Genomic DNA, 25,689 nt, shown 5'->3' with positions numbered 1-25,689 from the left:
TGCCCGCCGCCGGTGCCCCGATACGCCGGCAGGCGCCCCCGCGACGGGAGCGCCTGCCGTGAACGATGCGACCGGTCAGGCCTCGGTCTTCGCCTCGGTGCTCTCCGCGCCCTCGGCGGCCGGAGTCTCGCCGGCCTCGGCGGTCTCCGCACCCTCGGCGGCCTCTTCGGCCTCCGTCGCCGGGGTCTCGATCTCGGGCAGGGTCGCCTCGAGCTGCTCGGCGGTCGGGGCGGCGGTCACCGAGGCGACCGTCTGGTCCGCGTCGGCGGCCAGCTCGACACCCGAGGGCAGCTCGACGTCGGCGGCGGTGACCTGGCTGCCGGCCTCCAGGCCCTCGATCGAGGCCTCCAGGTGGTCCGGCACCTTGGTGGCGTCGGCGGTCACCGAGAGGGTGTCGTGGTCGTGCACGATCAGGGTGTCCCGCGCGGCCTCACCGGTCAGCTGGACCGGGACGTCGACGGTGACCTTCTCGCCCCGACGGACCAGCAGCAGGTCCACGTGCTCGAAGCTGTCCCGGATCGGGTCACGCTGGATCGCCTTCGGCAGGGCCAGCACCTGGGTGCCGTCGCTGACCTCGATCGCGAAGAGCTGGTTGGCACCGCCCTTACGGATCGCGGCGGCGAACTCCCGCGCCGGAAGCGCGATGTGCTTGGGCTTCTCGCCGTGGCCGTACAGCACGGCGGGCACCTTGCCGGCCCGGCGGGTACGACGGGCACCACCCTTGCCGAACTCCGTACGGGGCTCGGCGCTGATCTTTACCTCGGACACGGGAAAACTCCTGATGCTCAACGCTACGGCGGCTTGTCGTCTGGCGGTGCTGGGGCGAGGGGCTCGCTTGGGGCTCATGCGTCATGAACGACTGCCCGGAGCACCGCGTCGATGACGGTGCCTCCGTGCGGCGCTCGATCAGCGACCCGCCGGGCACCCTCGCCGTGGCAACCGCACCAGTCTACCCGAGGTCTTTCCGCGCTCTCCGGCAGTCCCCGTCTCCGGGCGCGGCCCCGCCCCACCGGGCCGGACCGCACCGTCGGCCGCGCCACCCGACGTGCCCCGACCGGGCCGGCCCACCGGGTCCGGACCGCATTGCCGGACGCGGCCCCGACCACACCGGCCCACCGGCCCGGGACGCCGTCGTACGCCGTCCCGGCCGGCGGTCAGCCGCCGCTGCTGACCAGGTGCCCCGTCAGCTCAGGCCACCGAAGAGGGTGGTCACCGACCCGTCGTCGAAGACCTCCCGGATCGCCCGGGCCAGCAGCGGCGCGATCGACAGCACGGTGAGCTTGTCCAGTTGCTTGTCCGCCGGCAACGGCAGGGTGTTGGTCACCACCACCTCGGTGATCGGGCTGTTCTTCAACCGCTCGGTCGCCGGGTCGGACAACAGGGCGTGGGTGGAGGCCACCACGATCTCCGCCGCACCGGACTCCTTGAGGATCTCGGCCGCCTTGGCGATCGTCCCCCCGGTGTCGATCATGTCGTCGACGATCAGGCAGACCCGGCCCTCCACCTCGCCGACCACCCGGTTCGCCACCACCTGGTTGGGCTTCAACGGGTCCCGGGTCTTGTGGATGAACGCCAGCGGGCAGCCGCCCAGCCGGTCCGTCCACCGCTCCGCCACCCGTACCCGCCCCGAGTCCGGGGCCACGACCGTCATCGGCCGGCCGGCGAACTTGTGCTCCACGTACTCGGCGAGGATGTCCATCGCGAAGAGGTGGTCCACCGGGCCGTCGAAGAAGCCCTGGATCTGCGCGGTGTGCAGGTCGACGGTGAGGATCCGGTTCGCCCCGGCCGTCTTGAGCAGGTCGGCCACCAGCCGCGCCGAGATCGGCTCGCGACCGCGGTGCTTCTTGTCCTGCCGGGAGTACGGGTAGAACGGCAGGACCACGGTGATCCGCTTCGCCGACCCCCGCTTCAACGCGTCGACCATGATCAGGGTCTCCATGACCCAGGTGTTGACCCCGTGCGTGACGGACTGCACCACGAAGGCGTCCGAACCACGTACCGAGTCGCGGAACCGTACGAAGATCTCACCGTTGGCGAACTCGTACGCGTCGGAAGGGGTCGGCGCCACGCCGAGCACCTCACCGATCTCCTTGGCCAACTCCGGAAAGCCACGTCCGGAAAAGAGCATCAGGCTCTTACGGTTTTCGGCGACGATGCTGCCCATGGGCCCGTCTGCTCCCGTTGGTCGGTGGTGCCCGGCGGTGGTGGGCCGGGGTATTCGGTTGCAGTATGCCCCGGCCCCGCCGACCCTCACACCGTCTCGGCACCCCCGTGGATTGCCTCACCTTCACTTGCCGACGGCGACCCGCCCGACGCATCCTCACCAGCCGCGCGGGCCTGCTCCGCCGCGCGAGCGGAGACCGTGCCCGGCCGGTTGCGCAGCACCCAACCCTCGATGTTGCGCTGCGGTGCCCGGGTCACCCCCAACGCCCCCGGCGGCACGTCCTGGCTGAGCGCACTGCCCGCCGCCACGTACGCCCCCGCACCCACCTCGACCGGTGCGATCAGGTTGGTGTCGCAGCCGACGAACGCGCCGTCACCGACCACCGTGCGGTGCTTGTTCACCCCGTCGTAGTTCACGAAGATCGTCGCCGCGCCGATGTTCGCCCTCGCCCCGATCGTCGCGTCCCCCACGTACGACAGGTGCGGCACCTTCGCGCCCGGCCCGACGTCGGAGTTCTTCACCTCGACGAAGGTGCCCACCTTCGCCTTCTCGGCCAGCCGCGCCGCCGGCCGCAGGTAGGCGTACGGGCCGACGCTCGCCCCCGGGCCCACCTCGGCGCCGGTGGCGTGGCTGCGCAGCACCGTCGCCGCCGGGCCCACCACCGTGTCGATCAGCGTCACGTCCGGCCCGACCACCGCCTCGGCCCCCACCACCGTCGCGCCACGCAACTGGGTGTTCTGGTCGAGCACCGCGTCCCGCTCGACGGTGACGGTCACGTCGATCCAGGTCGTCGCCGGGTCGAGGATCGTCACCCCGGTCCGCATCCACGCCTCGTTGACCCGGTCCCGCAGCAGCCGGCGCAACCCGGCCAGCTCCACCCGGTCGTTGCAGCCCAGCGTCTCGACGTGGTCGGCGGCCACGTGCACGCCCACCGGCTCACCGGCCGAGACGAGCAGCCCGAAGACGTCGGTGAGGTACTCCTCGCCCTGGTCGTTGTCGGTGGAGAGCTTGCCCAGCGCGGCCCGCAGCCGGGCCAGGTCGAAGGCGTAGATGCCGGCGTTGATCTCCCGCAGCGCGCGTTGGGCGGGGGTCGCGTCGCGTTCCTCGACGATCTGTTCCAGCCGGCCGGCGGCGTCCCGGACGATGCGCCCCAGGCCGGTCGGGTCGGGCACCTCCGCGGCGAGCACGGTGGCCGCCGCGCCCTCACCCTCGTGCGCCGTGACCAGTGCGTCCACCGTCCCGGTCCGCAGCAGCGGCACGTCCCCGTTGATCACCACGACGGTGCCGGTGGACTCCGGCACCGCGTCCAACGCGATCCGCACGGCGTGCCCGGTGCCGAGTTGCTCGGCCTGGAGGACCCCGGTGGCGTCCGGGGCGATCTCGGCCAGGTGGGCGCGTACCTGCTCGGCGCCGTGCCCGACCACCACCACGGTGCGGTCCGCGCCCAGCGGGCCGGCGGCGGCCAGCACGTGACCGAGCAGCGTCCGGCCGAGCAGTGGATGCAACACCTTGGGCAGCGCCGACTTCATCCGCTTGCCCTCCCCGGCGGCGAGCACGACGACGGTACGGCGGTGGGGCTGGGACACGGGTGGGCTCCCGTCGGGGAAGGCGACAGTCTCGACGCCATGCTAACCAGACGACGGGGGCGGATCAGCAGAAGCTCCCGGGAGAGGACTCGAACCCCTACAATCAGGACCAAAACCTGACGTCCTGCCATTAGACGACCCGGGACGGTCTATAACGGACAAACCGAGTAGCTCGGTCGACCTCCTACACCTTACCGCCCCTCACCGTCGCCGCCATCGCCCATTCCCTTCATGATCCCCTCTATCCGCCAGTACATCTGCCGCGACCTGGGCACGTCGACGATCAGACAACCTCGATAGTCCTCACCGGTGTTGTGCCGCACCGTGGTCGGGCGATGACGCTTGAGCGACGTGGGGCGGAACGTCTCGGCCGGGACACCCACCCGCTCAGCCCACCAACGGACAGCCGCCTCGGAGTCAGCGGTTTCGTGGATGCTCACCCGGAAGCGCAGGGTCGCCCGCGGTGCGCCCATCGCCTCGACGAAACGGACGAAGATGTCGACCAGCCCTGGATCGCTGTTGATGAACCTGACCCGACACTCGTGGGGCCGCCAGGGCTTGGCCTTCTCCCCCTCCGCCCAGTAGAGCGCAGCGCCCACCATGATCAGCTCACGGTGCCGCATCGACCCGACCCAGGTCGCGGCGTCCGCCACGGTCGCCGCCCGGGCGGTGTCCCGTGCCTGCCGGTGGGCCGACCACCGGGCATCCGTCATCACCTTGGAGTGCGCCCGTCGACGCTCGGCGGCGACCTCCTCGTCCGGGTCGAGGGGCAGGTGCCTGACCCAGAGGTAGGCGGTCGACTTCGCCACCCCCAGCCGGACCGCGATGTCGTTGACCGAACAGCCCTCGCCGCGCAGTGCCACCGCCGCCGCGCGCAGCCCGTCCCTGGCCGTCGGCCGTCGGGTCCACGCCGGTGCCGCAACGCCGCGCAGCAGCGCGTACACCCGGTTGCGGCCCAGACCGGTGCGGGCCTGGATCTGCCGGACGGAGAGCCCCTCCTCGGCGCGCAGCCGGCGCACCTCGGCGGCCGCGGGATCGGTCATGACCGGCAGATTAGAACAGGCGTACGACACCAGCCCCGGTCGCCATCCACCGGGCCCCCGGCGGCGGCCCGCGGGTCCGTCGGCAGCCGCGCCCGCCCGCCTGGGTCCACGCCGGGTCGTGGCCGGGCGGGTGCGGGAGCCGATCCGGCACCGAACCCGGCGGTGCCGGGGTGGATCACCTGGCAGGATGGCCGGGTGACCGAGACAGGCGGGCACGACCGGAGCATTCCACGACAGGGCGTCACCGAGCGCCGACGAGGTGACGACATGGCGCAGGCCCCGGACGGGGAGAACACCGGTGCCCGACGGGCGCTGTCGGCGGCGGACGCGAAACCGGCGTCCCGGGTACGGATGTCGGCCGCGCGGCGGCGCGAGCAGCTGATCGCGATCGGTCGGCAGGTCTTCGCCGAGAAGGGCTTCGACGCGACCTCGATCGAGGAGGTGGCGGCGCGGGCGCAGGTCTCCAAGCCGGTGATCTACGAGCACTTCGGCGGCAAGGAGGGCCTGTACGCGGTGGTCGTCGACCGGGAGGTGCGGGCCCTGCTGGACCGGCTCAGCACGGCGCTGACCGCCGGTCATCCCCGGGAGCTGCTGGAGCAGGCGGCGCTGGCCCTGCTGGGCTACATCGAGGAGGAGACCAGCGGGTTCCGGGTGCTGGTGCGGGAGTCGCCGTTGATGTCGGCGACCGGCAACTTCAGCAGTGTGATGAACGACGTGGGGCACCAGGTGGAGCACATCCTGGCGGCCGAATTCTCCAGCCGGGGCTACGACCCGAAGCTGGCCGAGCTGTATTCGCAGGCCCTGGTGGGGATGGTGGCGTTGACCGGCCGCTGGTGGTTGGAGGTCCGCAGGCCGCGTAAGGAGACGGTGGCGGCGCACCTGGTGAACCTGGCCTGGAACGGGCTGTCCCACCTGGAGGCGAACCCGGGCCTGATCACCACCCGCCAGCTCGGCTGAGCGACGACTCAGCGGGCTGGGTGGAGCCGGTCGGCCCGTTCCTGTTCGGCGTGCTCGTCGGTGCCGATCTTGTCGTACAGGCCGGTGGCGAGGAGCAGCAGCCCGAACAGCAACGAGACGATCACCGTCGACATGGAGAAGTTGAGGACGTTGGCCCGGGTCTGGAGCACGCTCATCATCGCGATGCCGGTGACCATGAAGACCACCCCGGCGGTGAGGTTCATGACGTGCCCGAGGTTGCCGCGCCGGGACGCCCCGATGATCAGCACGAGCCCGAAGAGCACCGAGACCAGCGAGAACGCCAGGTTGGTACGCAGGCCCAGCGCCCAGTGACCACCCCGGGCGAAGAGCGGCTCACCCCAGGACTGCACGACGCCCCACACCCCGAAGACCAGGATGTAGACGCCGACGAGCCCGGCGAAGACCCGGTACAGCGGGCGGGCCGGGTGGTTGACCGGAAAGTGCGCCATGACCCCTCCTGCACGCGGACGCGATATCAGGAGAATTGTCCCCCGTCCCGCCGTCCGGCGTGGGCGAAACGCCAGGCACCCGGCCCACCCCGCGGGCCGGGTCAGAGCACCAGGCGGGCCTTCTGCCAGGCTTCCTGCTCGTCGTCGGTGCCGACCTTGCCGTACATGCCGACCATCAGCAGGACGAGGCTGAGCGTCATCAGCACGATCACCGTCAGGATGCTGAAGTTGACCACGTTGGCGTCGGTCTGGAGGAAGGCCAGGCCGGCGAGGCTGATCACCATCAGGGTGTAGGACAACCACTGGTTGATCGCCACGTCGAGGTTGCGGCCGATCACCGTGCCGACCAGGATGACCACCCCGAACAGCACGGACAGCAGCGAGAACCCGAGGTTGGTGCCCTGACCGAGGACCTTGGTGTCGTCCTGGGCGAAGATGTCGTTGCCGGCGCTGGCGATGACGCCGAGCGCGCCGAAGACCACGAGGTAGAGACCGATGAGCCCGCCGATCGCCCGGTAGACCGGCCGCGCGGGGTGGTTGACGGGGGTGTGGGCCATGACTGTGTCTCCAACGCCGTTCGAGGTGAGGGTCGCCGACGATTGTCCCGTACGCCGGGGTGTGACGCCGCACACGGGGTCGTCCCCGGTCTACAGGGGCGGGATCTCCTCGGCCAGGGTCAGCCAGGTCTCCTCGGTCCGCTCCCGTTCGGCGCGTACCTCCTTGAGCTGCGCGTCGAGGTCGGCGACCCGGGCGTAGTCGGTGGCGTGCGTGGCGAGCTGGTCGAGGAGGGCGGCCTCCTTCTGGTCGAGCTTGCCGATCTGCCGTTCCAGCCGGGTCAGCTCCTTGCGGCCCTGCCGGGCGTCGGCGGCGGACATGCCGCCCCCGGCCGGGGCGTCGGGCGTGCCGGTGGGGGCGGTCGCCGTCCGGGCCGGGCCGGGTCCGGCGGCGCGGGCCAGGTACTCGTCGACGCCGCCCGGCAGGTGCACCAGCCGGCCGTCGCCGAACATCCCGTACGCGGCGTCGGTGACCCGTTCGATCAGGTAGCGGTCGTGGCTGGCCACGATGATCGTGCCGGGCCAGGAGTCGAGCAGGTCCTCCAGCGCGGCGAGGGTGTCGGTGTCCAGGTCGTTGGTGGGCTCGTCGAACAGCAGCACGTTGGGCTCCCCGGCGAGCAGCCGGAGCATCTGCAACCGGCGGCGCTCCCCACCGGAGAGGTCGCTCACCGGGGTCCAGAGCCGCCGGTCGTCGAAGCCGAACACCTCGGCGAGCTGGGCGGCGGAGATCTCCCGGTCACCGAGCTGCACCCGGCGGGCGACCTCCTCGACGGCCTCCAGGACGCGCAGGTGGCCGGGGAGTTCGGCGAGCTCCTGGGAGAGGAACGCCGGCTTGACGGTGGACCCGGTGTGGAACCGGCCGCCGTCGGCGTGGGTGATGCCGGCCAGCAGCCGCAGCAGGGTGGTCTTGCCGGCCCCGTTGCGCCCGAGGATGGCGATCCGGTCGCCGGGGCCGACCTGCCAGGTGGTGTCGTGCAGGATCTCCTTGGGGCCGGCGTGCAACCGGACGTGCTCCAGGTCGTACACCTGCTTGCCGAGCCGGGCGGTCGCCATCCGCTGCAACGACATGGTGTCGCGCGGCGGCGGCACGTCGTCGATGAGCGCGTTGGCGGCGTCGATGCGGAACTTCGGCTTGGAGGTACGGGCGGGCGGGCCGCGCCGCAGCCAGGCGATCTCCTTGCGGAGCAGGTTCTGCCGGCGGGCCTCGGTGGCGGCGGCGACCCGTTCCCGCTCGACCCGGGCCAGCGTCCAGGCGGCGAAGCCGCCCTCGTAGGCCCGGACGGTCTGGTCGGCGACCTCCCAGGTGGTGGTGCAGACCGCGTCGAGGAACCACCGGTCGTGGGTGACCACGACGAGCGCGCCCCGGCGGCCGACCAGGTGTTTGGCCAGCCAGTCGACGCCGCCGACGTCGAGGTGGTTGGTGGGCTCGTCGAGGATGAGCAGGTCGGATTCGCGGACCAGCAGCGCGGCCAGGGCCACCCGACGGCGTTCACCGCCGGACATCGGGCCGACCGGCTGGTCGAGGCCGAGGTGGGGCATCCCGAGGCCGTCGAGGATGGCCCGGACCCCGGCGTCGCCGGCCCACTCGTGTTCGGCGCCCATGCCCTCGGCGAGCCAGGCGGTGCCGAGCACCACGTCCCGGACGGTGGCTTCGGGGGCGAGGGTGAGGGCCTGCGGCAGCCAGAGCACCCGCAGGTCGCGGCGGTGGGTGACCCGGCCGTCGTCGGGGCCCTCCTGCTTGGTGAGCATCCGCAGCAGGGTGGACTTGCCGGCCCCGTTGAGACCGACCACACCGATCCGGTCGGCGTCGTCGAGGCCGAGCGAGACGTCGGTGAGCAGCGGCCCGGCGGCGCCGTACCCCTTGGACACCCGGTCCAGGTTGACGATGTTGGCCACGGTCCCACCTCTCATGATCAAGGCGTCCCGGTGCCGGCGGGCACCTCGGGACGCCTGGGGCAAGGGTACGCGGGCACCCGCGCCGCCCCACCCGCCCGTGCCGGAACCGGGGTCGGACCGCCCCGGACAGCAGGTCGAGGCACGTTGATCAACTCATCGGGGCCGATGTTGCGGGTTCCCGGTCGCCGGATACCGCGCCCCCGGCCCACGGGAGTCGATCCCGACCCTGGGTAAGGCTCAGCCGACGCGGGCACCGGGCACGGGGCCGTGGGCCACCCGGGTCTCCCGGCACACCCCGGCGGATTCCACCTCGGCGGCGATCCGCTGCGCGTCGGCGGCGTCCCGGGCCAGGAAGACGCAGGTCGGACCGGAGCCCGAGACGATCCCGGCGAGCGCCCCGGCGGCCTCCCCGGCCTTCAACGTGTCGGCCAGGGCCGGGCGCATCGACAGGGCGGCGTCCTGCAGGTCGTTGCCGAGGCATCCGGCCAGCACCCGGGGGTCACGTTGGCGCAGCGCACCGAGCAGTCCGTCGGTGCTGCCCAACGGGGTGCCGGCGGTGCCGGCGTCGCGCAGCCGGTCCAACTCCCGGTAGGCGGCGGGGGTGGACAGGCCACCGTCGGCGACGGCCACCACCCAGTGCCAGGAGGTGGGGCGGGCCAGCACCGGGCTGACCGCCTCGCCCCGGCCGGTGCCCAACGCGGTGCCGCCGTGAATCAGGAACGGCACGTCCGAGCCGAGGTCGGCGGCGATCCCGGCCAGTTCGTCGCGGGACAGCCCGGTGCCCCACAGGGCGTCGCAGGCGACCAGTGCGGCGGCGGCGTCGGCGCTGCCCCCGGCCAGCCCACCGGCGAGCGGGATCTGCTTGCGCAGGTGCAGCCGGGCGTGCGGCAGCACCCCGGCGTACCCGGCGAGGGCGTGGGCGGCGCGGATGGCCAGGTTGGAGTCGTCCAGGGCCAGCTCGCCGGTGCCCTCACCCTCCATGGTCAGGGTGAGCGTGTCGCCCCGTCGGGCGGTCAGCTCGTCGTAGATCGAGATCGCGTGGTAGACGGTGTTCAGCTCGTGGTAGCCGTCCCGGCGCAGCGGGCCCACCCCGAGGTGCAGGTTGACCTTCGCGGGGACCCGGACCCGGACCGGTCCGCTGCTGCCGCGCCGATGCTGGTCGTCGTCGTCCGGTCGCCAGGCCTCGGTCACCGGGTGACGTCCCACCGGCACGGGCGGATGTCGAACGGCATCTCCACGATCAGCTCCTCGGCGGAGTCGGCGGCCGGCGGCGAACCGGCCGGCAACCAGGTCGTACGCGCAGGCGCGGCGTGTCCCTCGGCGGGCACGGCGTCAGCCTACTGTGCGACCGGCGCGGCGGTCGGAGCCGACGCGGCGATCGCCGCGAACTGCTCCACGGTGAGTGACTCCCCGCGTGCGCCGGGGTCCACCCCGGCGGCGGTGAGCGCCGCGGCGGCCCGGTCGGGGCCGCCCGCCCAGCCCGCCAGCGCGGCCCGCAACGTCTTCCTCCGCTGGGCGAACGCGGCGTCGACCACGGCGAAGACCGCCTGCCGGGGCACGTCGTCGCGGGGCGGTTCGCGGCGGGTGAAGGCGACCAGGCCGGAGTCGACGTTCGGCACCGGCCAGAACACGTTCGGTGGCACCCGGCCGGCGGCCCGGGACCGGGCGTACCAGGCGAGCTTGACCGACGGGATGCCGTACACCTTGGAGCCGGGGCCGGCGACCAGTCGGTCGGCGACCTCCTTCTGCACCATCACCAGCCCGTGCCGCAGGGTGGGCAGCCCGGCGAGCAGATGCAGCACCACCGGCACGGCCACGTTGTAGGGCAGGTTCGCCACCAGCGCGGTCGGCGGCGGGTCGGCCAGGGCGTCGGCGGTGATCCGCAACGCGTCGGCCCGGTGCACGGTGAGCCGGGCGGCGTCCGGGCCGGCGTGGGCGGCGGCGGTCTGCGGCAACGCGCCGGCCAGCACCGGGTCGATCTCCACCGCGTGTACGTGGGCGGCGACCGGCAGCAGGGCCAGGGTGAGCGAGCCGAGCCCGGGGCCGACCTCCAGCGCCACGTCGTCTCCGGTGAGCCCGGCGGTGGTGACTATCCGACGGACGGTGTTCGGGTCGTGCACGAAGTTCTGGCCGAGCTTCTTGGTCGGGTTGACGCCGAGGCGTGCGGCGAGTTCCCGGATCTCCGCCGGGCCGAGCAGGCCGGTCACGCCCCGAAGCGTAGTCGTGGGTTCCGGGGCGTTCACCACGGGCCGAAGACCCGGTCCCCGGTGGCGGAGATGGCCGCGCACAGCTCGTCGAGGTCGGCCCCGGTGGTCTCGGCCAGCGACCGCACCGTCAGCGGGATCAGGTACGACGCGTTGGGCCGGCCCCGGTGCGGCATCGGCGTCAGGTACGGCGCGTCGGTCTCCACCAGCAACTGGTCGATCGGGGTGAGCGCGGCGGCCTCGCGTAGCGCGGCGGCGCTGCCGAAGGTGACCGTGCCGGCGAAGCTGAGCAGGTGGCCCCGGCGGACGCACTCGCGGGCGAAGTCGGCGTCGCCGGAGAAGCAGTGCAGCACCACCGTGTCCGGGGCGCCCTCGTCGTCGAGGATGCGCAGCACGTCGGCGTGGGCCTCCCGGTCGTGGATGACCAGGGCCTTGCCGTACCGCTTGGCGATGGCGATGTGGGCCCGGAAGCTCTCCTCCTGGGCGGCCCGGCCGTCGTCGCCGGTACGGAAGAAGTCCATCCCGGTCTCGCCGACGCCCCGGACCCGGTCCCGGGCGGCCAGCGTCTCGATCTCGCGCAGCGCGGCGTCCAGGTCGGCCAGCCGGGGTGCCTCGTTGGGGTGCAGCGCCACGGTGGCGAGCACCGCCGGGTACCGGTCGGCGACGTCGGCGCCCCAGCGCGACGAGTCGACGTCCACCCCGACCTGCACGAGGCGGTCCACGCCGACGGTGGCGGCCACCCCGATCGCGGCGGCCACCGGGTCGGTGGTGTCGCCGCCGGGCGCCCCGGCCTCGGCGACGGTGATGTCGAGGTGGGTGTGGCTGTCCAGCACGGGACGGGGCAGCGGCGGCGGGGCGGGCGGGAACTCACCGGCCCGGCGGGCGGCGCGCTGCTTGCGGGATTCGGTCGGTCCGGTCATCGCGGTCAGCATCACACACCCGGCGTCCCGGTCGGCACCGACCCGGACCGGGTCCGTGCCGCCGACGGCGTCGGTGGATCGAGGGGTGGCGGCGGGACGGCCAGTGCCGGCGCGGTGGGGTCCCGGGTCGGGAGCGTTCCCGGTACGCCACCGGATGTTCACCGGGCCGGCATCTGACCGGCTTAGCCTCGCCGGGATGAGCGTCACCGACCGGGCCAGCGGCGCCGCCTCCGAGCGGACCGGGTTACGCGTCACCTACGGCGGGGTGGTCCACCCGGCGGAGGAGCTGGCCCGGGGCGCGGCCTACGAGCTGTTCAGCGCCGAGGCGGCACCCGGCTTCGAGTGGGCGCCCCGCCCGGGTTCGACCTGGCCGTGGCGGCGGTTCGTGCACGTCACCGAGGTGACCGAGGTGACCGGCGGCGGGACGCCGGCCGAGGAGCCGGAGGCGGCGCTGCTGATGCCGGTGCACCGGGACCGGGGCTGGTCGTACGTGCACCAGCTCAGTCAGCAGCCGACGGCGGCCGGCGACCCGACGGTGGTTGCGGTGCGCGGGTCGGCGGTGCTGCGCCGGGGCACCCGGATGGTCAAGGTGCTCTCGGCCCGGCAGCTCGCCGGGTACGTACGGGGTTGGTTGCCGCACGGTTTCTGCTACCGCGAGCACGACGTGGCGCACCTGCGCACGCCGGCCGCGCTGGCGGTGCTGCGCGGTGACGGCACCAGTGGCGACGGCACCGACATCGGGTACGCGCTGCGCTGGCGGGCCGCCGACCCGGGCGACTACGACGTGCCGGTCGGCGAGGCGCACCGGGGCCTGCTGGGGTTGGCGCCCCGGGAGCGGCTCGGCCCGCCGGTGCTGGGCACCGGGTTCGTGCCGAGTTCGGCGCAGTTGATCCCCGAGTTCGTCACCCGGGACTTCGCCGACCTGCCGATGCCGGCCAACGCCACCCTGCTGGCGTACACCGCAGAGGGGGCCGAGGTGGTGCTCTACAGCTACCAGGCGGAGCAGCGGGGCTGGTTGCGGATGGTGGGGCCGCAGTGGCGGCACCTGCTGGCCGCGGTGCCGGGCCTGTCGCCCGACCAGGAGTACGTGCCGACCGGCGAGGTGCCCCGCTCCACCCAGCTCGTCGGCGGGTACGCGGGTGGCGAGTACGAGGCGGTGGCGGACCTGCCGGGCGGGTTCCGGGTGTTGGCGATGACCCGGGCGGCCCGGTACCCGGTGGACCAGGTGGCCCGCCGGCTGCGGTACGTCCGGTGGCGGGGGGTGCCGTGCCTGGTGCTCCGGGAGGAGGCGGGCTGGCTGCGGCTGCGGCTGCGCCGCCCCGATCCGGACGCGGTGCGCGACACCGGGGCGCAGTGCCACGAACGGGGCGTGTACGAGACGTGGGCGCCGACCGCCGAGGTGACCGACGACCAGGTGGTGGACCTGCCGTACGCGCTGTGAGGGCATACCGGGGGTCGGTCGGGGAATGCGCGGGGGGTCCGACACCGACGGATCAGGAGAAGCGCATGCCCTTCATCACCGTGGGTACGGAGAACTCCGCCCCCATCGACCTGTACTACGAGGACCACGGCCAGGGTCAGCCGATCGTGCTGATCCACGGCTTCCCGTTCAACGGGGCGACCTGGGAGAAGATGTCGGGTCCGCTGCTCGCGGCCGGGTACCGGGTGATCACGTACGACCGGCGTGGGTTCGGCAGCTCGGCCCAGCCGGCGACGGGCTACGACTACGACACGTTCGCCGCCGACCTCGACGTGCTGATGACCGAGTTGGACCTGCGCGACACGATCCTGGTGGGTCACTCGATGGGCACCGGCGAGGTGACCCGCTACCTCGGCACGTACGGGGCGGACCGGGTGGACCGGGCGGTGCTGATGGCGCCGTTGGCGCCGTACCTGTTGCAGACGGAGGACAACCCGGAGGGCGTCGAGAAGAGCCTCTTCGACGGGTTCCAGCAGGCGATCGTCGCGGACCGGTTCGCCTACCTGACGCAGTTCTGCGACGCGTTCTTCAACTACAGCGAGAACAAGGGCAGGTGGGTCAGCGAGGAGGCGTACCGGGCGCACTGGCAGATCGGTGCGCAGGCGTCGGCCAAGGGCACCCACGACTCGGTGGACGCCTGGCAGACCGACTTCCGGGGCGACGTGCCCAACATCGACGTCCCGGTGCTGATCATCCAGGGCGACAAGGACAACGTGCTGCCGTACCCGAAGACGGGTCAGCGGTTGGCGCCGATGCTGCCCAACGGCAAGCTGGTCACCCTGAAGGGTGCGCCGCACGGCATTCCGTGGACGCATCCGACCGAGGTGTACCGGGCGCTCATGGAGTTCGTCGGTGCGCCGTCGATGGCCCACGCCTGACGTTGTGCCGGCGCGGCCCCGGGGGTTCCCCCGGGGCCGTTGCCCGTCCGTGGCGGCCGGTCAGCTCTCCAGCCGGGCCAGTTCCTCGTCGACGATCGACGGGTCGAGCTTGCGGAAGACCGGCTTGGGCGCGGTGAGCGGCCGGCCGGCGGGTAGCGGCACGGACTCCCAGCGCGCGCCGACGGTGTAGTCCCCGGTGAGCACCGGGTAGCCGGGGCCGCCGTCGAGGTCGTCGACCTCTTCGAGGACCGGCATCGGGGCGTGCACGCCGGTGCCGCCGAGCAGCTCGTGGATCTGCTGCGCGGAGTGCGGCAGGAACGGGGTGAGCAGGGTGTTGGCGTCGCTGATCACCTGGAGGGCGACGTGCAGGATGGTGCCCATCCGGGGCTTGTCGGCGTCGACCTTGAGCTTCCAGGGGGCCTGTTCGGACAGGTAGCGGTTGGCCTCGGCGACGACCTTCATGGCCTCGCCGATGGCCTGCTTCTGCCGGTGCCGGGCGATCAGGTCGCCGACCGTGGCGAAGCCGGCGCGGGCCACCGCGAGCAGCGCCTCGTCGGCCTCGGTGAGCCCGGCCGGGTCGACCGGCGGGACCGCGCCGAAGTTCTTGGCCGCCATGGAGACCGACCGGTTGACCAGGTTGCCCCAGCCGGCGACGAGTTCGTCGTTGTTGCGGCGGAGGAACTCGGCCCAGGTGAAGTCGGTGTCGTTGCTCTCCGGGCCGGCGACGGCGATGAAGTAGCGCAGCGCGTCGGCGTCGTAGCGTTCCAGGAAGTCCCGGACGTAGATGACGACCTTGCGGGACGAGGAGAACTTGCGCCCCTCCATGGTCAGGTATTCGCTGGAGACGACCTCGGTGGGGAGGTTGAGCCGGCCCAGCTCGCCGGGCTGGCCGTCGTGCGCCCCGGCCCCGGAGTAGCCGCCGAGCAGGGCCGGCCAGATCACCGAGTGGAAGACGATGTTGTCCTTGCCCATGAAGTAGTAGCCCGGGGAGTCCTTGCCTTCCCCGTCGGCCGACCACCACCTGCGCCACGCGTCCGGGTCGCCGGTGCGTCGGGCCCACTCGATGGACGCGGACAGGTAGCCGATCACCGCGTCGAACCAGACGTAGATCCGTTTGTCGCCGCGGTCCTGCCAGCCTTCGAGGGGGATCGGCACGCCCCATTCGAGGTCCCGGGTGATGGCCCGGGGCTGGAGGTCGTCGAGCAGGTTGCGGGAGAAGCGCAGCACGTTGGGCCGCCAGCCCTCGCGGGTGTCGAGCCACTGGCGCAGCGCGTCGGCGAGGGCGGGGAGGTCGAGGAAGAAGTGTTCGGTCTCCACGAACTCCGGCGTCTCGCCGTTGATCTTGGATTTGGGGTCGATCAGGTCGATCGGGTCGAGCTGGTTGCCGCAGTTGTCGCACTGGTCGCCGCGGGCGCTGTCGTAGCCGCAGATCGGGCAGGTGCCCTCGATGTAGCGGTCGGGCAGGGTCCGCCCGGTGGACGGGGAGATCGCCCCGGTGGTGACCTTGGGGACGATGTAGCCGTTGCGGTGCAGCCCGGCGAACAGCTCCTGCACCACCGCGTAGTGGTTGCGGGTGGTCGTCCGGGTGAACAGGTCGTACGACAGGCCCAGCGCCAGCAGGTCCTCGGCGATCACCCGGTTGTACCGGTCGGCCAGTTCGCGCGGGGTGACCCCCTCGGCGTCGGCCTGCACCTGGATCGGGGTGCCGTGCTCGTCGGTGCCGGAGACCATGAGCACGTCGTGACCGGCCATCCGCATGTACCGGGCGAAGACGTCGGAGGGTACGCCGAAGCCGGACACGTGGCCGATGTGGCGCGGACCGTTGGCGTAGGGCCAGGCGACCGCGGCGAGAACGTGACTCATGACCAGCAAGCCTAGTGACCCGGGTCGGGGGGCGGCGAACCAATAGGGTCACCCGCGCCGCAGCGGCGGGAATTGCCGTCCACCGGAATTGCCCACCGACACGCGGAGTCAGCTCACGGACACCGAGCGCCACGCGGTGTCCAATGGCTGACGTGACGGGCAGACGATCGGGGCACGACGAATCGACGGCGGGCACCCGACGACCACCGCGTCCGGGCCCCGGGGACGGCCCGCCGCCGCGCGGGTCGGCCGTCGCCCCGCAGCCCCGACCCGTCCCCGGCCCGGACGACGCGACCGTCGAGGTCGAGCCGACCACCGGAGCGCCGGTCGACGCGGTGCCCCGGCGGGTCCCGGTCCGTCAACCGCGCAAGCACCGCCCCGGCCGCTCCCCCGACGGCGGTACGGACGACGACTCCTTCTTCTGGGCCCCGATCGAACAGGTGCACTGGGACGGCACCCCGCTGCGCAAGGAGCCGAAGCAGCGGCTGCGGTCCCCGCGCCGACCCCGGCCCACCCGGCTCACCCATCCGCCGGACCCGGTGCGGGGGCTCGCCGTACTGCTGGCGTTGAGCCTGGTGGCGGCGTTCTTCGCCTGGGTGAGCGCCGGTCCGCTCTGGCTGGCCGTCGGGCACTCCACGAGGGGGACGGTGATGATCACCCACTGTTCGGGCGGTGGGCTCACCCAACGCTGCCGGGGCATCTTCGCCGCCGGCGACGACCGGTTCCTGGCCCACGGGATACGGGTCAGCGGGGTCCCCGCCGATCACACCGACACCGGCACCACGCTGCCGGCGCGGGTGACCGGGCCGGGCGCAGACACCGCGTACGTGGACACCGGGGCGGGTGCGCACCTGCGCTGGCTGCTCGGCCTGCTGGCGGTGGCCGGCTGTTCGGCGGGGATCGTCCGGTGGACCGGGGCGAGCCTGCTGGCCGACCCCCGGCAGCGCCGCTGGGCGACCGGCGGCGGGTACGCCGGGCCCGCGCTGATCACCCTCGGCTTCCTCGTCGCCGCCTGGTGAGGCGGGCGGGCCGACGCGCGTCGCGGTCCAGTGGATCGGCCCGCGCGGATCGGCCCGTACCACGGCTCAGCGGTGCACGACGGTGTACACGTCCCGGCGGCGCAGCCCGTACCCGGTGGCCACGTCGCTGATCGCGTCCCGCCGGGACATCCCGGCGGCCTCCCGGTCGGCCACCCGGGCCCGCAGCGTGTCGTCGTCGGGGCGCTCGGCGGGGGTTTCCGGGGCCCCCGCGACGACCAGGGTGATCTCGCCGCGCGGTTCACCCTGGGCCGCCCAGTCGGCCAGTTCGCCGAGCGGCCGGCGGACGACCTCCTCGTAGGTCTTGGTCAACTCCCGGCAGAGCGCGGCGGGCCGGTCGACGCCGAACGCGGCGGCGAGGTCGGTCAGGGCGGCGGCGATCCGGTGCGGGGCCTCGAAGAGGACCAGGGTGCGCGGTTCGGCGGCGAGCGCCTTGAGCCGGGCCCGCCGGCCGCCGGGCGAGCGGGGCAGGAAGCCCTCGAAGCAGAACCGGTCGCTGGGCAGCCCGGACAGGGCCAGGGCGGTGGTGACGGCGCTCGGGCCGGGCGCGGCGGTGACCGGCACCCCGGCGTCGAGTGCGGCGGTGACCAGCCGGTAGCCGGGGTCGGAGACGCTGGGCATGCCGCCGTCGGTGACCAGCGCGACCAGGTAGCCCTCCCGGAGCACGTCGACCAGTTCCGGGGTACGGCGTTCCTCGTTGCCCTCGAAGTAGGAGACGATCCGGCCGCCGACGGTGACGCCGAGATCGCGGGCGAGCCGGGTCAGCCGGCGGGTGTCCTCGGCGGCGACCACGTCGGCGGTGGCGAGGACATCGCGGAGCCGAGTGGACGCGTCGGCCGGGTTGCCCAGTGGCGCACCGAGCAGAACCAGCCGTCCAATCTCGGACATTTCACCCACGAGACGTGCTCCTTCATCGATAGTCGTACCAATCTCGGGGACGATGGGCGCCACCGGGCACCTTCGCAGCCTACGATCGCCGGGTGACGAGTGCGTCGACAGCACAGAGTGCGAGCGCGGACCGGACCGACCCGGAGGCCCCGCCTCCCGAGGGCGGAGGAGGCGGCGTGCCGGCGATCATCCGCCGCAGGCTGGCCACCGTCGAGACCCGGCTGGACGTGAACTCGTGGATCGCCACCGCCGTGGTGGTGACGATCGCCGCCGTCCTGCGCCTGCTCGGGCTGAGCAGCCCCAAGGGCAAGATCTTCGACGAGATCTACTACGCCCGGGACGGCTACGGCCTGATCGACAAGGGCGTCGAGTGGAACTACAAGGACAACGGTCCCTCCTACGTGGTGCACCCGCCGCTGGGCAAGTGGCTGATCGGGCTCGGTGAGTGGGCCTTCGGCTACCAGGACGCGGAAACCAACATCTCCGTACCAGGCCACCTGATGACCACCGCCCCGGAGTTCGGCTGGCGCATCGGCGCCGCGCTCGCCGGCATCGTCTCGGTGCTGCTGCTGACCCGCATCGCCCGCCGGCTGTTCCGCTCCACCACCCTCGGTTGCGCCGCCGGTCTGCTGCTCGCCCTGGACGGCTTCCACCTGGTGCTCTCCCGCACCGCGCTGCTCGACATCTTCCTGCTGCTGTTCGTGCTCGCCGCCTTCGGCGCGCTGGTGCTCGACCGGGACGCCCGGCGACGGCGCTGGGCCCGCGCCCTCGACGAGGGTCTCGACCCGACCCTCCCCGGTCGGGCCGGCCGACCCGCCGGTGGCTGGCGGAACTGGCCCTGGTGGCGGCTGCTCGCCGGGGTGCTGCTCGGCTGCGCGTGTGCGGTGAAGTGGAGCGGGATCTACTTCGTGCCGGTCTTCGGGCTGCTGGTGCTGCTCTGGGAGGTCGGCGTCCGCCGGTCGGCCGGAACCCGCCGACCGTGGCGCGACGCGCTCCTGGACGAGTTGCCCTGGCTGGTGCTCGCCGGGCTGCTGGTGGTCGGGACGTACGTGCTGAGCTGGTCGGGGTGGCTGCTCTCCGACGAGGGCTACTACCGGTCCGCGGCCAAGTACCCGAACCTTCCGGGGCTGAACGACACCCCGATCATCGGCGCGCTCAACAACCTCTTCCACTACCACAAGGCGGCGTTCGAGTTCCATACCGGCCTGGAGACCGCCCACAAGTACCAGTCGTGGCCGTGGCAGTGGTTGCTGCTGGGCCGGCCGGTGGCGTTCCACTGGTCCGGCGACGGTGCCTGCGGTGCGCCGACCTGCGCCTCGGAGATCCTGCTCCTGGGCACCCCGCTGCTCTGGTGGTCGTTCCTGCCGGCCCTGGCCGCCACGCTCTGGCTCGGCGTGGCCCGTCGGGACTGGCGGGCCGGGGCGATCCTGGCGGCGGTCGCCGCCGGCCTGCTGCCCTGGTTCTGGTACGCCCTCGACGGCCGGACGATGTTCTCCTTCTACGCCGCCCCGGCGCTGCCGTTCCTGGTGCTGGCGGTGGTCTACGTGCTCGGCGCGATCGCCACCCCCACCACCCCGGACCCCACCACCCCGACCGGCCGCGTCCAGACCGGGACCGCCCCCGACCGCACACCACCCGACGGCACCGCCCAGCCCGGCACCACACCCGACGGCACCGCCCGGGACGACACACCACCGGCGGGCACCGCCCCGGACGTCACGCCACCGGACGGCACCGCACCCGACGACACGGGGTCGGACGTCGGCCGGCCGGTCGGCCCGAAGGCCACGGTCATGGTCGCGCAGGCCGATGCCGCCACGGCCGAGCAGCTCGCCGACCGGCGACTGATCGGCGGGGTCATCGTCGGCGCGTACGTGCTGCTGGTGGCGCTCTGTTTCGCCTACTTCTATCCCATCTTCGTCGGCAACCTCCTGCCGTACGACGACTGGTCCGCCCGGATGTGGCTGGACGGCCGCTGGATCTGACCCACCCCGTCCACTGCTGCGCGTCTGCCCCGGACCCGCCCGACCCCACCGGTCGAGGCGGGTCCGGCGCGTTCCGGGACGGTCGTCACCCGGCACCACAGTGGACGAGGGCAGACGGGAGGGCGCCGGCCGACACCGCAGGCACCACGGGTCGGGATCAGACACCTGGCGGGCCGGGGAGACGACGGGCCGGCAGCGGGGCGGAAGACCGGGGGCGGATCGCATCGGCCGGGATCTCCGGCGGGAACCGTCGGCGGCACCGGGAGCGGTGGCGGTGGCGGTGGCGGTGGCGGTGGCGGTGGCGGTGGCGGTGGCGCGGGAGGGGGTGTCCCACGAGTGTGCCGCAACGAAAGGACGCGCCCCGATCGCCTGCCACGGGGGAAGCGGGCGATTGGGGCGCGCATGGAGAGCTTAACCACGTTATGCCACCGGCACAACGGGTCGACTTGGGTCAGATTTCCGACCGATGCGTCGCGCGGCAAATGCTTTACATCTAGCATCTAACGGACGGTCGACGGTCATCGATCTCACACCGGTCCGCCGACGCACCGCGCCGGGCCGACGATCCCGTGGTCGAGACTCGCCCGGGTGCACCCCGACGAATCTCCATAGTGGATCTCACTACACTTCGCCCGGTGATCAACACGAGACGACGATCAACGACCGTCCTGATCGGAGTGTTGGCGGCGACCGCGCTGACCGGCCCCGTGCCGGCCCTCGCCGACAACGAGGAGCCCGCCGAGCCACCCAAGGTCGAGCTGGTCCTCGACGTCAGCGGCTCGATGCGGGCCAACGACATCGACGGACGCAGCCGGATCTCGGTCGCCCAGCAGGCGTTCAACGAGGTGGTCGACGCGCTGCCCGAGGAGACCCAGCTCGGCATCCGGGTGCTCGGCGCGACCTACCGGGGCAAGGACAAGAAGCAGGGCTGCCTGGACACCCAGCAGATCGTGCCGGTCGGCCCGGTGGACCGGACCGCCGCCAAGGCCGCGGTGGCGACGCTGCGCCCGACCGGCTTCACCCCGGTCGGGCTGGCCCTGCGCTCCGCCGCCCGGGACCTCGGCACCGGCACGACCGCCCGCCGGATCGTGCTGATCACCGACGGCGAGGACACCTGCGCCCCGCCCGACCCGTGCGAGGTGGCCCGGGAGTTGGCCGCCCAGGGCACCAAACTGGTGGTCGACACGCTCGGCCTCGCCCCGGACGAGAAGGTCCGCAAGCAGCTGCTCTGCATCGCCACCGCGACCGGCGGCACCTACACGGCGGCCCAGAGCGCCGACGAGCTGACCGGTCGGATCAAGCAGCTCGTCGAGCGCGCGAAGGACACCTACACCGCCGCACCGACGGTGGTCACCGGCCGGGCCGGGTGCGCCGACGCCCCGTTGCTCGCCCCCGGCGTCTACGCCGACCGGGAGGCGTTCTCCGAGCACCGCTGGTACCGGGTGCCCGTCCGACCGGGGCAGGAGCTGCGCGCCTCGGTCAGCGTGGCACTGGACCGGCCGGTGAACCCCGACCACGCGGTGCTGCTGCGGGCGACCGCCGCCGACGGCCGGGAACTGGTCCGGGGCGTCGACGCGGGCAGCGGTCGTACCGACGTGGTGTCGGCGGGATTGCGCTGGTCGGGGGCGGAGGACGAGGTGTCGCCGAGCCCGTCGGCCAGCGACGCGCCGGTCCCGGCCACCACGGTCTGCCTGGTGGTCAGCAACGCGTTCGCACCCCGACCGGGCACCCGGGCCGAGCCGGGCATGCCGGTCGAGCTGACCATCGACGTGGTCGCCTCGTCACCCGCCCCGACCGCGCCGGACCTGGGGCGCGGCTGGGTGCTGCTGCTCCTGCTCACCCTGGCCGGCCTACTCACCGGCCTGGTCGTCGGGCTGCTCACCCGCTGGTGGGTGGCGACGTGGAGGACGAACTGACGATGCGTACCCCGATCATGCGGACCGGCGCGGCACTGGCCGCCGCCGGACTCACCCTGCTCGTCGCCCCGACGCCGGCCCCGGCCGCGCCCACCCCCTCCCCGGCGCCACCCCGGTCACCCGGGCCGGCACGTCCTTCCTGACCGCCACCGGCATCGCGGCCGGCCAACCGGTCCGGGTGGACGCCTCCACCGGCGATTTCCTGTACTGGTCGTTCCCGGCCTCGGCGGGACAGCAGCACGACGTCACCGCCACGGTGTCCCTGCCCAAGGCCCGCACCGGCGCGTCCACCTGGACGGTGGAGGTGTTCGACGGGCTGCGCCGCCGGCAGGCGTGTACGGCCGGGGCGCAGACCCCGACGGTGGCCGCCTCCGCCGGCAGCGTGGCGCTCGGCTGCACGTTGCGTCAGGTGCGCTCCTGGGCGGAGCCGTGGTCGGCCGACCCGCTGCCCGGCACCTACTACGTCCGGCTGTCGGTCACCGACCTGCCCGAACCCGACCTGGGGCTTCCCGTCGACGTGGAGCTGCTGGTCTCCGCCGAGGGCGAGGGCTCGCGCGACGACGGCGAGTTGAAGGCGCCGCTGGTGCCGAACACCAAGGCCGGCGCGGTGCTGACCGGTGAGCCGGCGGCCGCACCCGCCGACGCCGACGACGACTGGTTCGACGGCGACTGGCTGCCCGCGCTCGGCTCCCGCTGGGCGTGGAGCGCGGTCGGCGGCGTGCTCGCCGCCGTGGCCGGGGTGTTCGGCTTCGCGCTGACCCGCCGCCCCCGCCGCCGCTGACCCGTCGTGGTGGCCGACCCCGGGTGCCGGGCCGGCCACCACGACGGGACCCTCCGGTGTCGCCCGGTTGCGGTACGTTCACCAACCATGGCCGATGGTCCGCACACCGGGCGGACCCGGCGGTGGTCGTACCGGAGAGGGGTGGGTTATGCGTGACCTGCTGCCGGCGGCGGTCTCGGTGGCGGTGGCCGAGGGCGCCGACTGGGTCGGTGAGCTGCTCCCGGAGGAGCGGGCCGGGCTGGGCGAACGGGCCGTGGAGAGCCGGCGACGGGACTTCACCGCCGGTCGGGTCTGCGCCCGACGCGCGATGACCGCCCTCGGCCTACCGGCCACGCCGGTCCCCGCCGCACCGAACCGCGCACCGGTCTGGCCGACCGGGCTGATCGGCACCATCACCCACACCCGGGGCTACTGCGCCGCCGCGGTCGCCCGCCGCGCCGACCTGCGTGCGGTCGGCATGGACGCCGAGCGGCACCGGGAACTCGACCCGGGGGTACGCCGGATGATCCTGCGCCCCGAGGAGGCCGACCGGCTGGCCCGGTTGCCGGCCGGGGTGAGCTGGCCGGTGGTGGTGTTCAGCGCCAAGGAGACCGTCTACAAGGTCTGGCACCCGGTGGTGGGCTCCTGGTTGGACTTCCTGGACGCCACCGTCGACCTGGACCCGGACACCGGCGTCTTCACCGCCCGGATCGACCCGGCGCGGGTGTCGGCGGCCACCGTGGCGGATCCGCCCTCGGTGGTCACCGGCCGGTTCGTGATCGAGGGCGATCTGGTCCGCACGGCGGCGGTGCTGCCACTACGCTGACCCCTTCGTCAGCACCACCAGCTTTCCCGAGTGACGACCGTGTGCGAGGAGTACGGTGAGCCAGCCCCAACCCCCTTCCGGGCCGCAGGACCCCAACCAGCCGCCCCCGGTCGATCCGACCGCCCCGCCGCCCCCGGTCCCCGAACCGCCGCAACCGACCTACTCCACCGACCCGTACGCTCCGCCGTCGCCGTACGCGCCGCAGCCGCCGGTCTCTGCAGCACCGCAGCCGACGTACCCGCCGCCGCCGACGTCGGGACAGCCGTTCCCGTCGTACGAGCCGGGGACGGCACCGCCGGTGTCCGGCGCGGGCTACCCACCGGTGTCCGGCGCGGGCTACCCACCGGTGTCCGGCGCGGGCTACCCACCGGTGTCGGGTGCGGGTTACCCGCCTCACGGTGGGGGCTATCCGCCGCCCGGTGGGGGCTATCCGCCGCCCGGTGGGGGTTACCCGCCGCCGCCCGGTGCTCCGGCTCCGCCCGGCTATCCGTTGGGTCCGCCGCCGGGCGGCTCCTCGGGCAAGAAGGTCTGGATCGTCATCGGCATCGTGGTCGCCGTGCTGGTGCTGCTCTGCTGCGGTGGCATCGTGGTCGCCGCGGTCGTCGGGGGCAACCAAGCCAACGAGGCGGCCGATGACTGGGAACGCTCGTTGCCCACCCCCGGTGCCACCGCTGCGCCGACGCTGCCGGGCGGGAGGCCGTCGGCGGCACCGTCGTCCACCGACGACGAGACGTTCAACCTGAAGGCCGGCGAGACGCTGGTGATCAGCGACGACGACGGCACCATCGAGATCACCGTCCGCAGCTTCAGCACCTCGACCAAGGGGTGCCGCTCGTTCGCCCCGCCGCCGGACAAGGGCATGTACCTGATCGCCGACGTCACCGCCACGGTGACCAAGGGCACCGCGTCGATCAACCCGTTCTACTTCCAGTGGGTGGCCGACAACGGCACCACGGTCAACGGGCTGGCCGGCGCGCTCTCCGGCTGCGGTGGCGACATGCTCGACTCGGGCAGCAACATCCGGGCCGGCAGCAAGCGCTCCGGTGCGGTGGTGTTCGACGTCGCCGACAAGAAGGGCGTGGTCGAATACCAGCACCGGTTCGAGGCGGCGGGTTCCTGGAAGCCCTGATCTCCCGGGTCCCGTGCCGGGCCGGCTCCCTCGACGGGGGCCGGCCCGTTGCGTTGTCGGGCCCCGGCAGCACCGCGGGCGGGCCGGAATCGCTGCCGTCGCTTGAATCGGCCCCGGCATCGGCGGATGCTTAACGAATCGAACTCTACCGATCCAGAGGGAGGTGGGAGATGCGTCGTCTCTCGCTCGTCGCCCTGGCCCTGACCGTCGTCGTGCTGCCGGCGACCCCGGCCAGCGCGTACGCAGGCGGCACCGACCCGGCCGCCGTGCACCCCGGTGCCGCCGGACCGGCCGCCGCATCTCCCGGGGCCGTCGGGCCGACCGTGCAGGACGTGCGGACCGTCGGCACCGCCTGGGGACCCGACCCGGTCACCGGTCGCCTGACGCTCACCGTCGACGACACCGTCGCACCCGAGCAGGTACGCGCGCTGCGCGCCACCGCCGCGCGGGCCGGCGCGGACCTGCGCCGGGAGCCCGGCCGGCTGCGCCTGCTCATCGCCGGGGGGCAGGCCGTCTACGGCGGGGGCACCCGCTGCTCGCTCGGCGCGAACGTGCACAGCGGCAGCACCTACTACTTCCTCACCGCCGGGCACTGCACCGCCGCCGCGACGACCTGGTACGCCGACAGCGGCGGGACGACCGTGCTGGGCAGCCGGGCCGGCAGCAGCTTCCCCGGCAACGACTTCGGTCTGGTGCGCTACACCGGGAGGGTCAGCCACCCGAGCGCCGTCTACACCCATCCCGGCCTGCTCACCATCAACGGCGTCGGCACCCCGTACGTGGGTCAGGCGGTCTGCCGCAGCGGCACCACCACCGGCGTCCGGTGCGGCACGGTGACCGGCCTCAACCAGACGGTCAACTATGCCGAGGGCAGCGTGACCGGGCTGATCCGCACCAACATCTGCGCCGAGCCCGGCGACAGCGGCGGGCCGCTCTACGTCGCCGGGACCGGGGTGATCCTCGGCATCCTCTCCGGCGGCAGCGGCAACTGCACCAGCGGCGGCACCACCTTCTACCAGCCGATCGCCGAGGCGCTCGCCGTCTACGGCGTGACCATCCCCTGAGCGCCCCGGTCGGCGTCGCCCGGTCCCGGCCCACGACGATCAAGGGCGGGCCCCGAGTGGGGCCCGCCC

At 73.1% G+C, this 25,689-nt stretch carries 22 protein-coding genes, 1 tRNA gene and 1 pseudogene; 10 read left to right on the top strand and 14 right to left on the bottom strand.

Annotation, left to right across the window (positions count from 1 at the left end):
* Positions 1–75 precede the first annotated feature (75 nt).
* From J7462_RS24005 to J7462_RS23985, 5 genes are all read right to left on the bottom strand, one after another.
* Positions 76–768, bottom strand: a complete 693-nt coding sequence (locus J7462_RS24005) for a 50S ribosomal protein L25/general stress protein Ctc (protein ID WP_208570411.1) — start codon at positions 766–768, stop codon at positions 76–78.
* A 415-nt stretch (positions 769–1,183) separates the two neighbouring features.
* On the bottom strand, positions 1,184–2,164 hold the full coding sequence (locus J7462_RS24000; protein WP_208570410.1) for a ribose-phosphate diphosphokinase: 981 nt from the start codon (positions 2,162–2,164) through the stop codon (positions 1,184–1,186).
* 86 nt (positions 2,165–2,250) lie between these two features.
* On the bottom strand, positions 2,251–3,750 hold the full coding sequence (glmU, locus tag J7462_RS23995) for a bifunctional UDP-N-acetylglucosamine diphosphorylase/glucosamine-1-phosphate N-acetyltransferase GlmU (protein ID WP_219466876.1): 1,500 nt from the start codon (positions 3,748–3,750) through the stop codon (positions 2,251–2,253).
* A gap of 74 nt (positions 3,751–3,824) precedes the next feature.
* Positions 3,825–3,895, bottom strand: a tRNA-Gln gene (locus J7462_RS23990).
* 46 nt (positions 3,896–3,941) lie between these two features.
* Complete coding sequence (locus J7462_RS23985; protein ID WP_219466873.1) at positions 3,942–4,793, bottom strand: resolvase; 852 nt, start codon at positions 4,791–4,793, stop codon at positions 3,942–3,944.
* Positions 4,794–5,060: 267 nt separating this feature from the next.
* Between J7462_RS23985 and J7462_RS23980 the strand changes: the two genes are divergently transcribed.
* A complete protein-coding gene (locus J7462_RS23980; protein ID WP_219466870.1) occupies positions 5,061–5,750 on the top strand; it encodes a TetR/AcrR family transcriptional regulator in 690 nt (229 codons plus the stop codon).
* An 8-nt stretch (positions 5,751–5,758) separates the two neighbouring features.
* Here J7462_RS23980 and J7462_RS23975 read toward each other — a convergent pair whose 3' ends face one another.
* The 7 genes from J7462_RS23975 to J7462_RS23945 all read right to left on the bottom strand — a co-directional run bounded on the left by J7462_RS23975 (position 5,759) and on the right by J7462_RS23945 (position 11,806).
* The gene (locus tag J7462_RS23975; RefSeq protein ID WP_219466869.1) at positions 5,759–6,220 is read right to left on the bottom strand and encodes a DUF4383 domain-containing protein; all 462 of its coding nucleotides are present in this window, start codon (positions 6,218–6,220) and stop codon (positions 5,759–5,761) included.
* 101 nt (positions 6,221–6,321) lie between these two features.
* The gene (locus J7462_RS23970) at positions 6,322–6,777 is read right to left on the bottom strand and encodes a DUF4383 domain-containing protein (RefSeq protein ID WP_208570405.1); all 456 of its coding nucleotides are present in this window, start codon (positions 6,775–6,777) and stop codon (positions 6,322–6,324) included.
* 90 nt (positions 6,778–6,867) lie between these two features.
* Positions 6,868–8,670: an ABC-F family ATP-binding cassette domain-containing protein gene (locus tag J7462_RS23965; RefSeq protein WP_219466868.1), complete on the bottom strand. Its 1,803-nt coding sequence runs from the start codon at positions 8,668–8,670 to the stop codon at positions 6,868–6,870.
* A 237-nt stretch (positions 8,671–8,907) separates the two neighbouring features.
* On the bottom strand, positions 8,908–9,861 hold the full coding sequence (locus J7462_RS23960) for a 4-(cytidine 5'-diphospho)-2-C-methyl-D-erythritol kinase (protein ID WP_208570403.1): 954 nt from the start codon (positions 9,859–9,861) through the stop codon (positions 8,908–8,910).
* The gene (locus tag J7462_RS23955) at positions 9,858–9,998 is read right to left on the bottom strand and encodes a hypothetical protein (RefSeq protein ID WP_208570402.1); all 141 of its coding nucleotides are present in this window, start codon (positions 9,996–9,998) and stop codon (positions 9,858–9,860) included. The genes J7462_RS23960 and J7462_RS23955 overlap by 4 nt, the downstream gene beginning before the upstream one ends.
* 9 nt (positions 9,999–10,007) lie before the next feature.
* Positions 10,008–10,877, bottom strand: a complete 870-nt coding sequence (rsmA, locus tag J7462_RS23950; RefSeq protein WP_219466867.1) for a 16S rRNA (adenine(1518)-N(6)/adenine(1519)-N(6))-dimethyltransferase RsmA — start codon at positions 10,875–10,877, stop codon at positions 10,008–10,010.
* Positions 10,878–10,909: 32 nt separating this feature from the next.
* Positions 10,910–11,806: a TatD family hydrolase gene (locus tag J7462_RS23945; RefSeq protein WP_219466865.1), complete on the bottom strand. Its 897-nt coding sequence runs from the start codon at positions 11,804–11,806 to the stop codon at positions 10,910–10,912.
* 184 nt (positions 11,807–11,990) lie between these two features.
* Here J7462_RS23945 and J7462_RS23940 point away from each other — a divergent pair, with 184 nt between their 5' ends.
* On the top strand, positions 11,991–13,235 hold the full coding sequence (locus J7462_RS23940) for a hypothetical protein (protein ID WP_208570400.1): 1,245 nt from the start codon (positions 11,991–11,993) through the stop codon (positions 13,233–13,235).
* Positions 13,236–13,300: 65 nt separating this feature from the next.
* The gene (locus J7462_RS23935) at positions 13,301–14,152 is read left to right on the top strand and encodes an alpha/beta fold hydrolase (protein ID WP_219466863.1); all 852 of its coding nucleotides are present in this window, start codon (positions 13,301–13,303) and stop codon (positions 14,150–14,152) included.
* 60 nt (positions 14,153–14,212) lie between these two features.
* Here J7462_RS23935 and metG read toward each other — a convergent pair whose 3' ends face one another.
* On the bottom strand, positions 14,213–16,015 hold the full coding sequence (metG, locus tag J7462_RS23930; protein WP_219466861.1) for a methionine--tRNA ligase: 1,803 nt from the start codon (positions 16,013–16,015) through the stop codon (positions 14,213–14,215).
* A 143-nt stretch (positions 16,016–16,158) separates the two neighbouring features.
* Here metG and J7462_RS23925 point away from each other — a divergent pair, with 143 nt between their 5' ends.
* A complete protein-coding gene (locus tag J7462_RS23925; protein ID WP_374197544.1) occupies positions 16,159–17,034 on the top strand; it encodes a hypothetical protein in 876 nt (291 codons plus the stop codon).
* Positions 17,035–17,100: 66 nt separating this feature from the next.
* Here J7462_RS23925 and rsmI read toward each other — a convergent pair whose 3' ends face one another.
* On the bottom strand, positions 17,101–17,940 hold the full coding sequence (gene rsmI / locus J7462_RS23920) for a 16S rRNA (cytidine(1402)-2'-O)-methyltransferase (protein WP_244253450.1): 840 nt from the start codon (positions 17,938–17,940) through the stop codon (positions 17,101–17,103).
* 92 nt (positions 17,941–18,032) lie between these two features.
* Here rsmI and J7462_RS23915 point away from each other — a divergent pair, with 92 nt between their 5' ends.
* From J7462_RS23915 to J7462_RS23890, 6 genes and pseudogenes are all read left to right on the top strand, one after another.
* Positions 18,033–19,925 carry a phospholipid carrier-dependent glycosyltransferase gene (locus J7462_RS23915; RefSeq protein ID WP_308291011.1) on the top strand — a complete coding sequence of 631 codons (1,893 nt, stop codon included), beginning with the start codon at positions 18,033–18,035 and terminating at the stop codon, positions 19,923–19,925.
* A 635-nt stretch (positions 19,926–20,560) separates the two neighbouring features.
* On the top strand, positions 20,561–21,841 hold the full coding sequence (locus J7462_RS23910; RefSeq protein WP_219466857.1) for a VWA domain-containing protein: 1,281 nt from the start codon (positions 20,561–20,563) through the stop codon (positions 21,839–21,841).
* Positions 21,842–21,843: 2 nt separating this feature from the next.
* Positions 21,844–22,622: pseudogene (locus tag J7462_RS23905) on the top strand (peptidase).
* Between the two features lie 148 nt (positions 22,623–22,770).
* Positions 22,771–23,427 (top strand): 4'-phosphopantetheinyl transferase, encoded by a 657-nt coding sequence (locus tag J7462_RS23900; RefSeq protein WP_208570395.1) that lies wholly within the window; start codon positions 22,771–22,773, stop codon positions 23,425–23,427.
* A gap of 55 nt (positions 23,428–23,482) precedes the next feature.
* Complete coding sequence (locus tag J7462_RS33430) at positions 23,483–24,556, top strand: DUF4352 domain-containing protein (protein WP_219466855.1); 1,074 nt, start codon at positions 23,483–23,485, stop codon at positions 24,554–24,556.
* Between the two features lie 170 nt (positions 24,557–24,726).
* Positions 24,727–25,620, top strand: a complete 894-nt coding sequence (locus J7462_RS23890; protein ID WP_219466854.1) for a S1 family peptidase — start codon at positions 24,727–24,729, stop codon at positions 25,618–25,620.
* Positions 25,621–25,689: the final 69 nt, after the last annotated feature.

The sequence above is a fragment of the Micromonospora sp. RL09-050-HVF-A genome (assembly GCF_019374995.1).
Lineage (GTDB): Bacteria > Actinomycetota > Actinomycetes > Mycobacteriales > Micromonosporaceae > Micromonospora > Micromonospora antibiotica.
The sequence above is the reverse complement of the archived record's forward strand: the minus strand, read 5'-3'. Positions and strand labels throughout refer to the sequence as shown.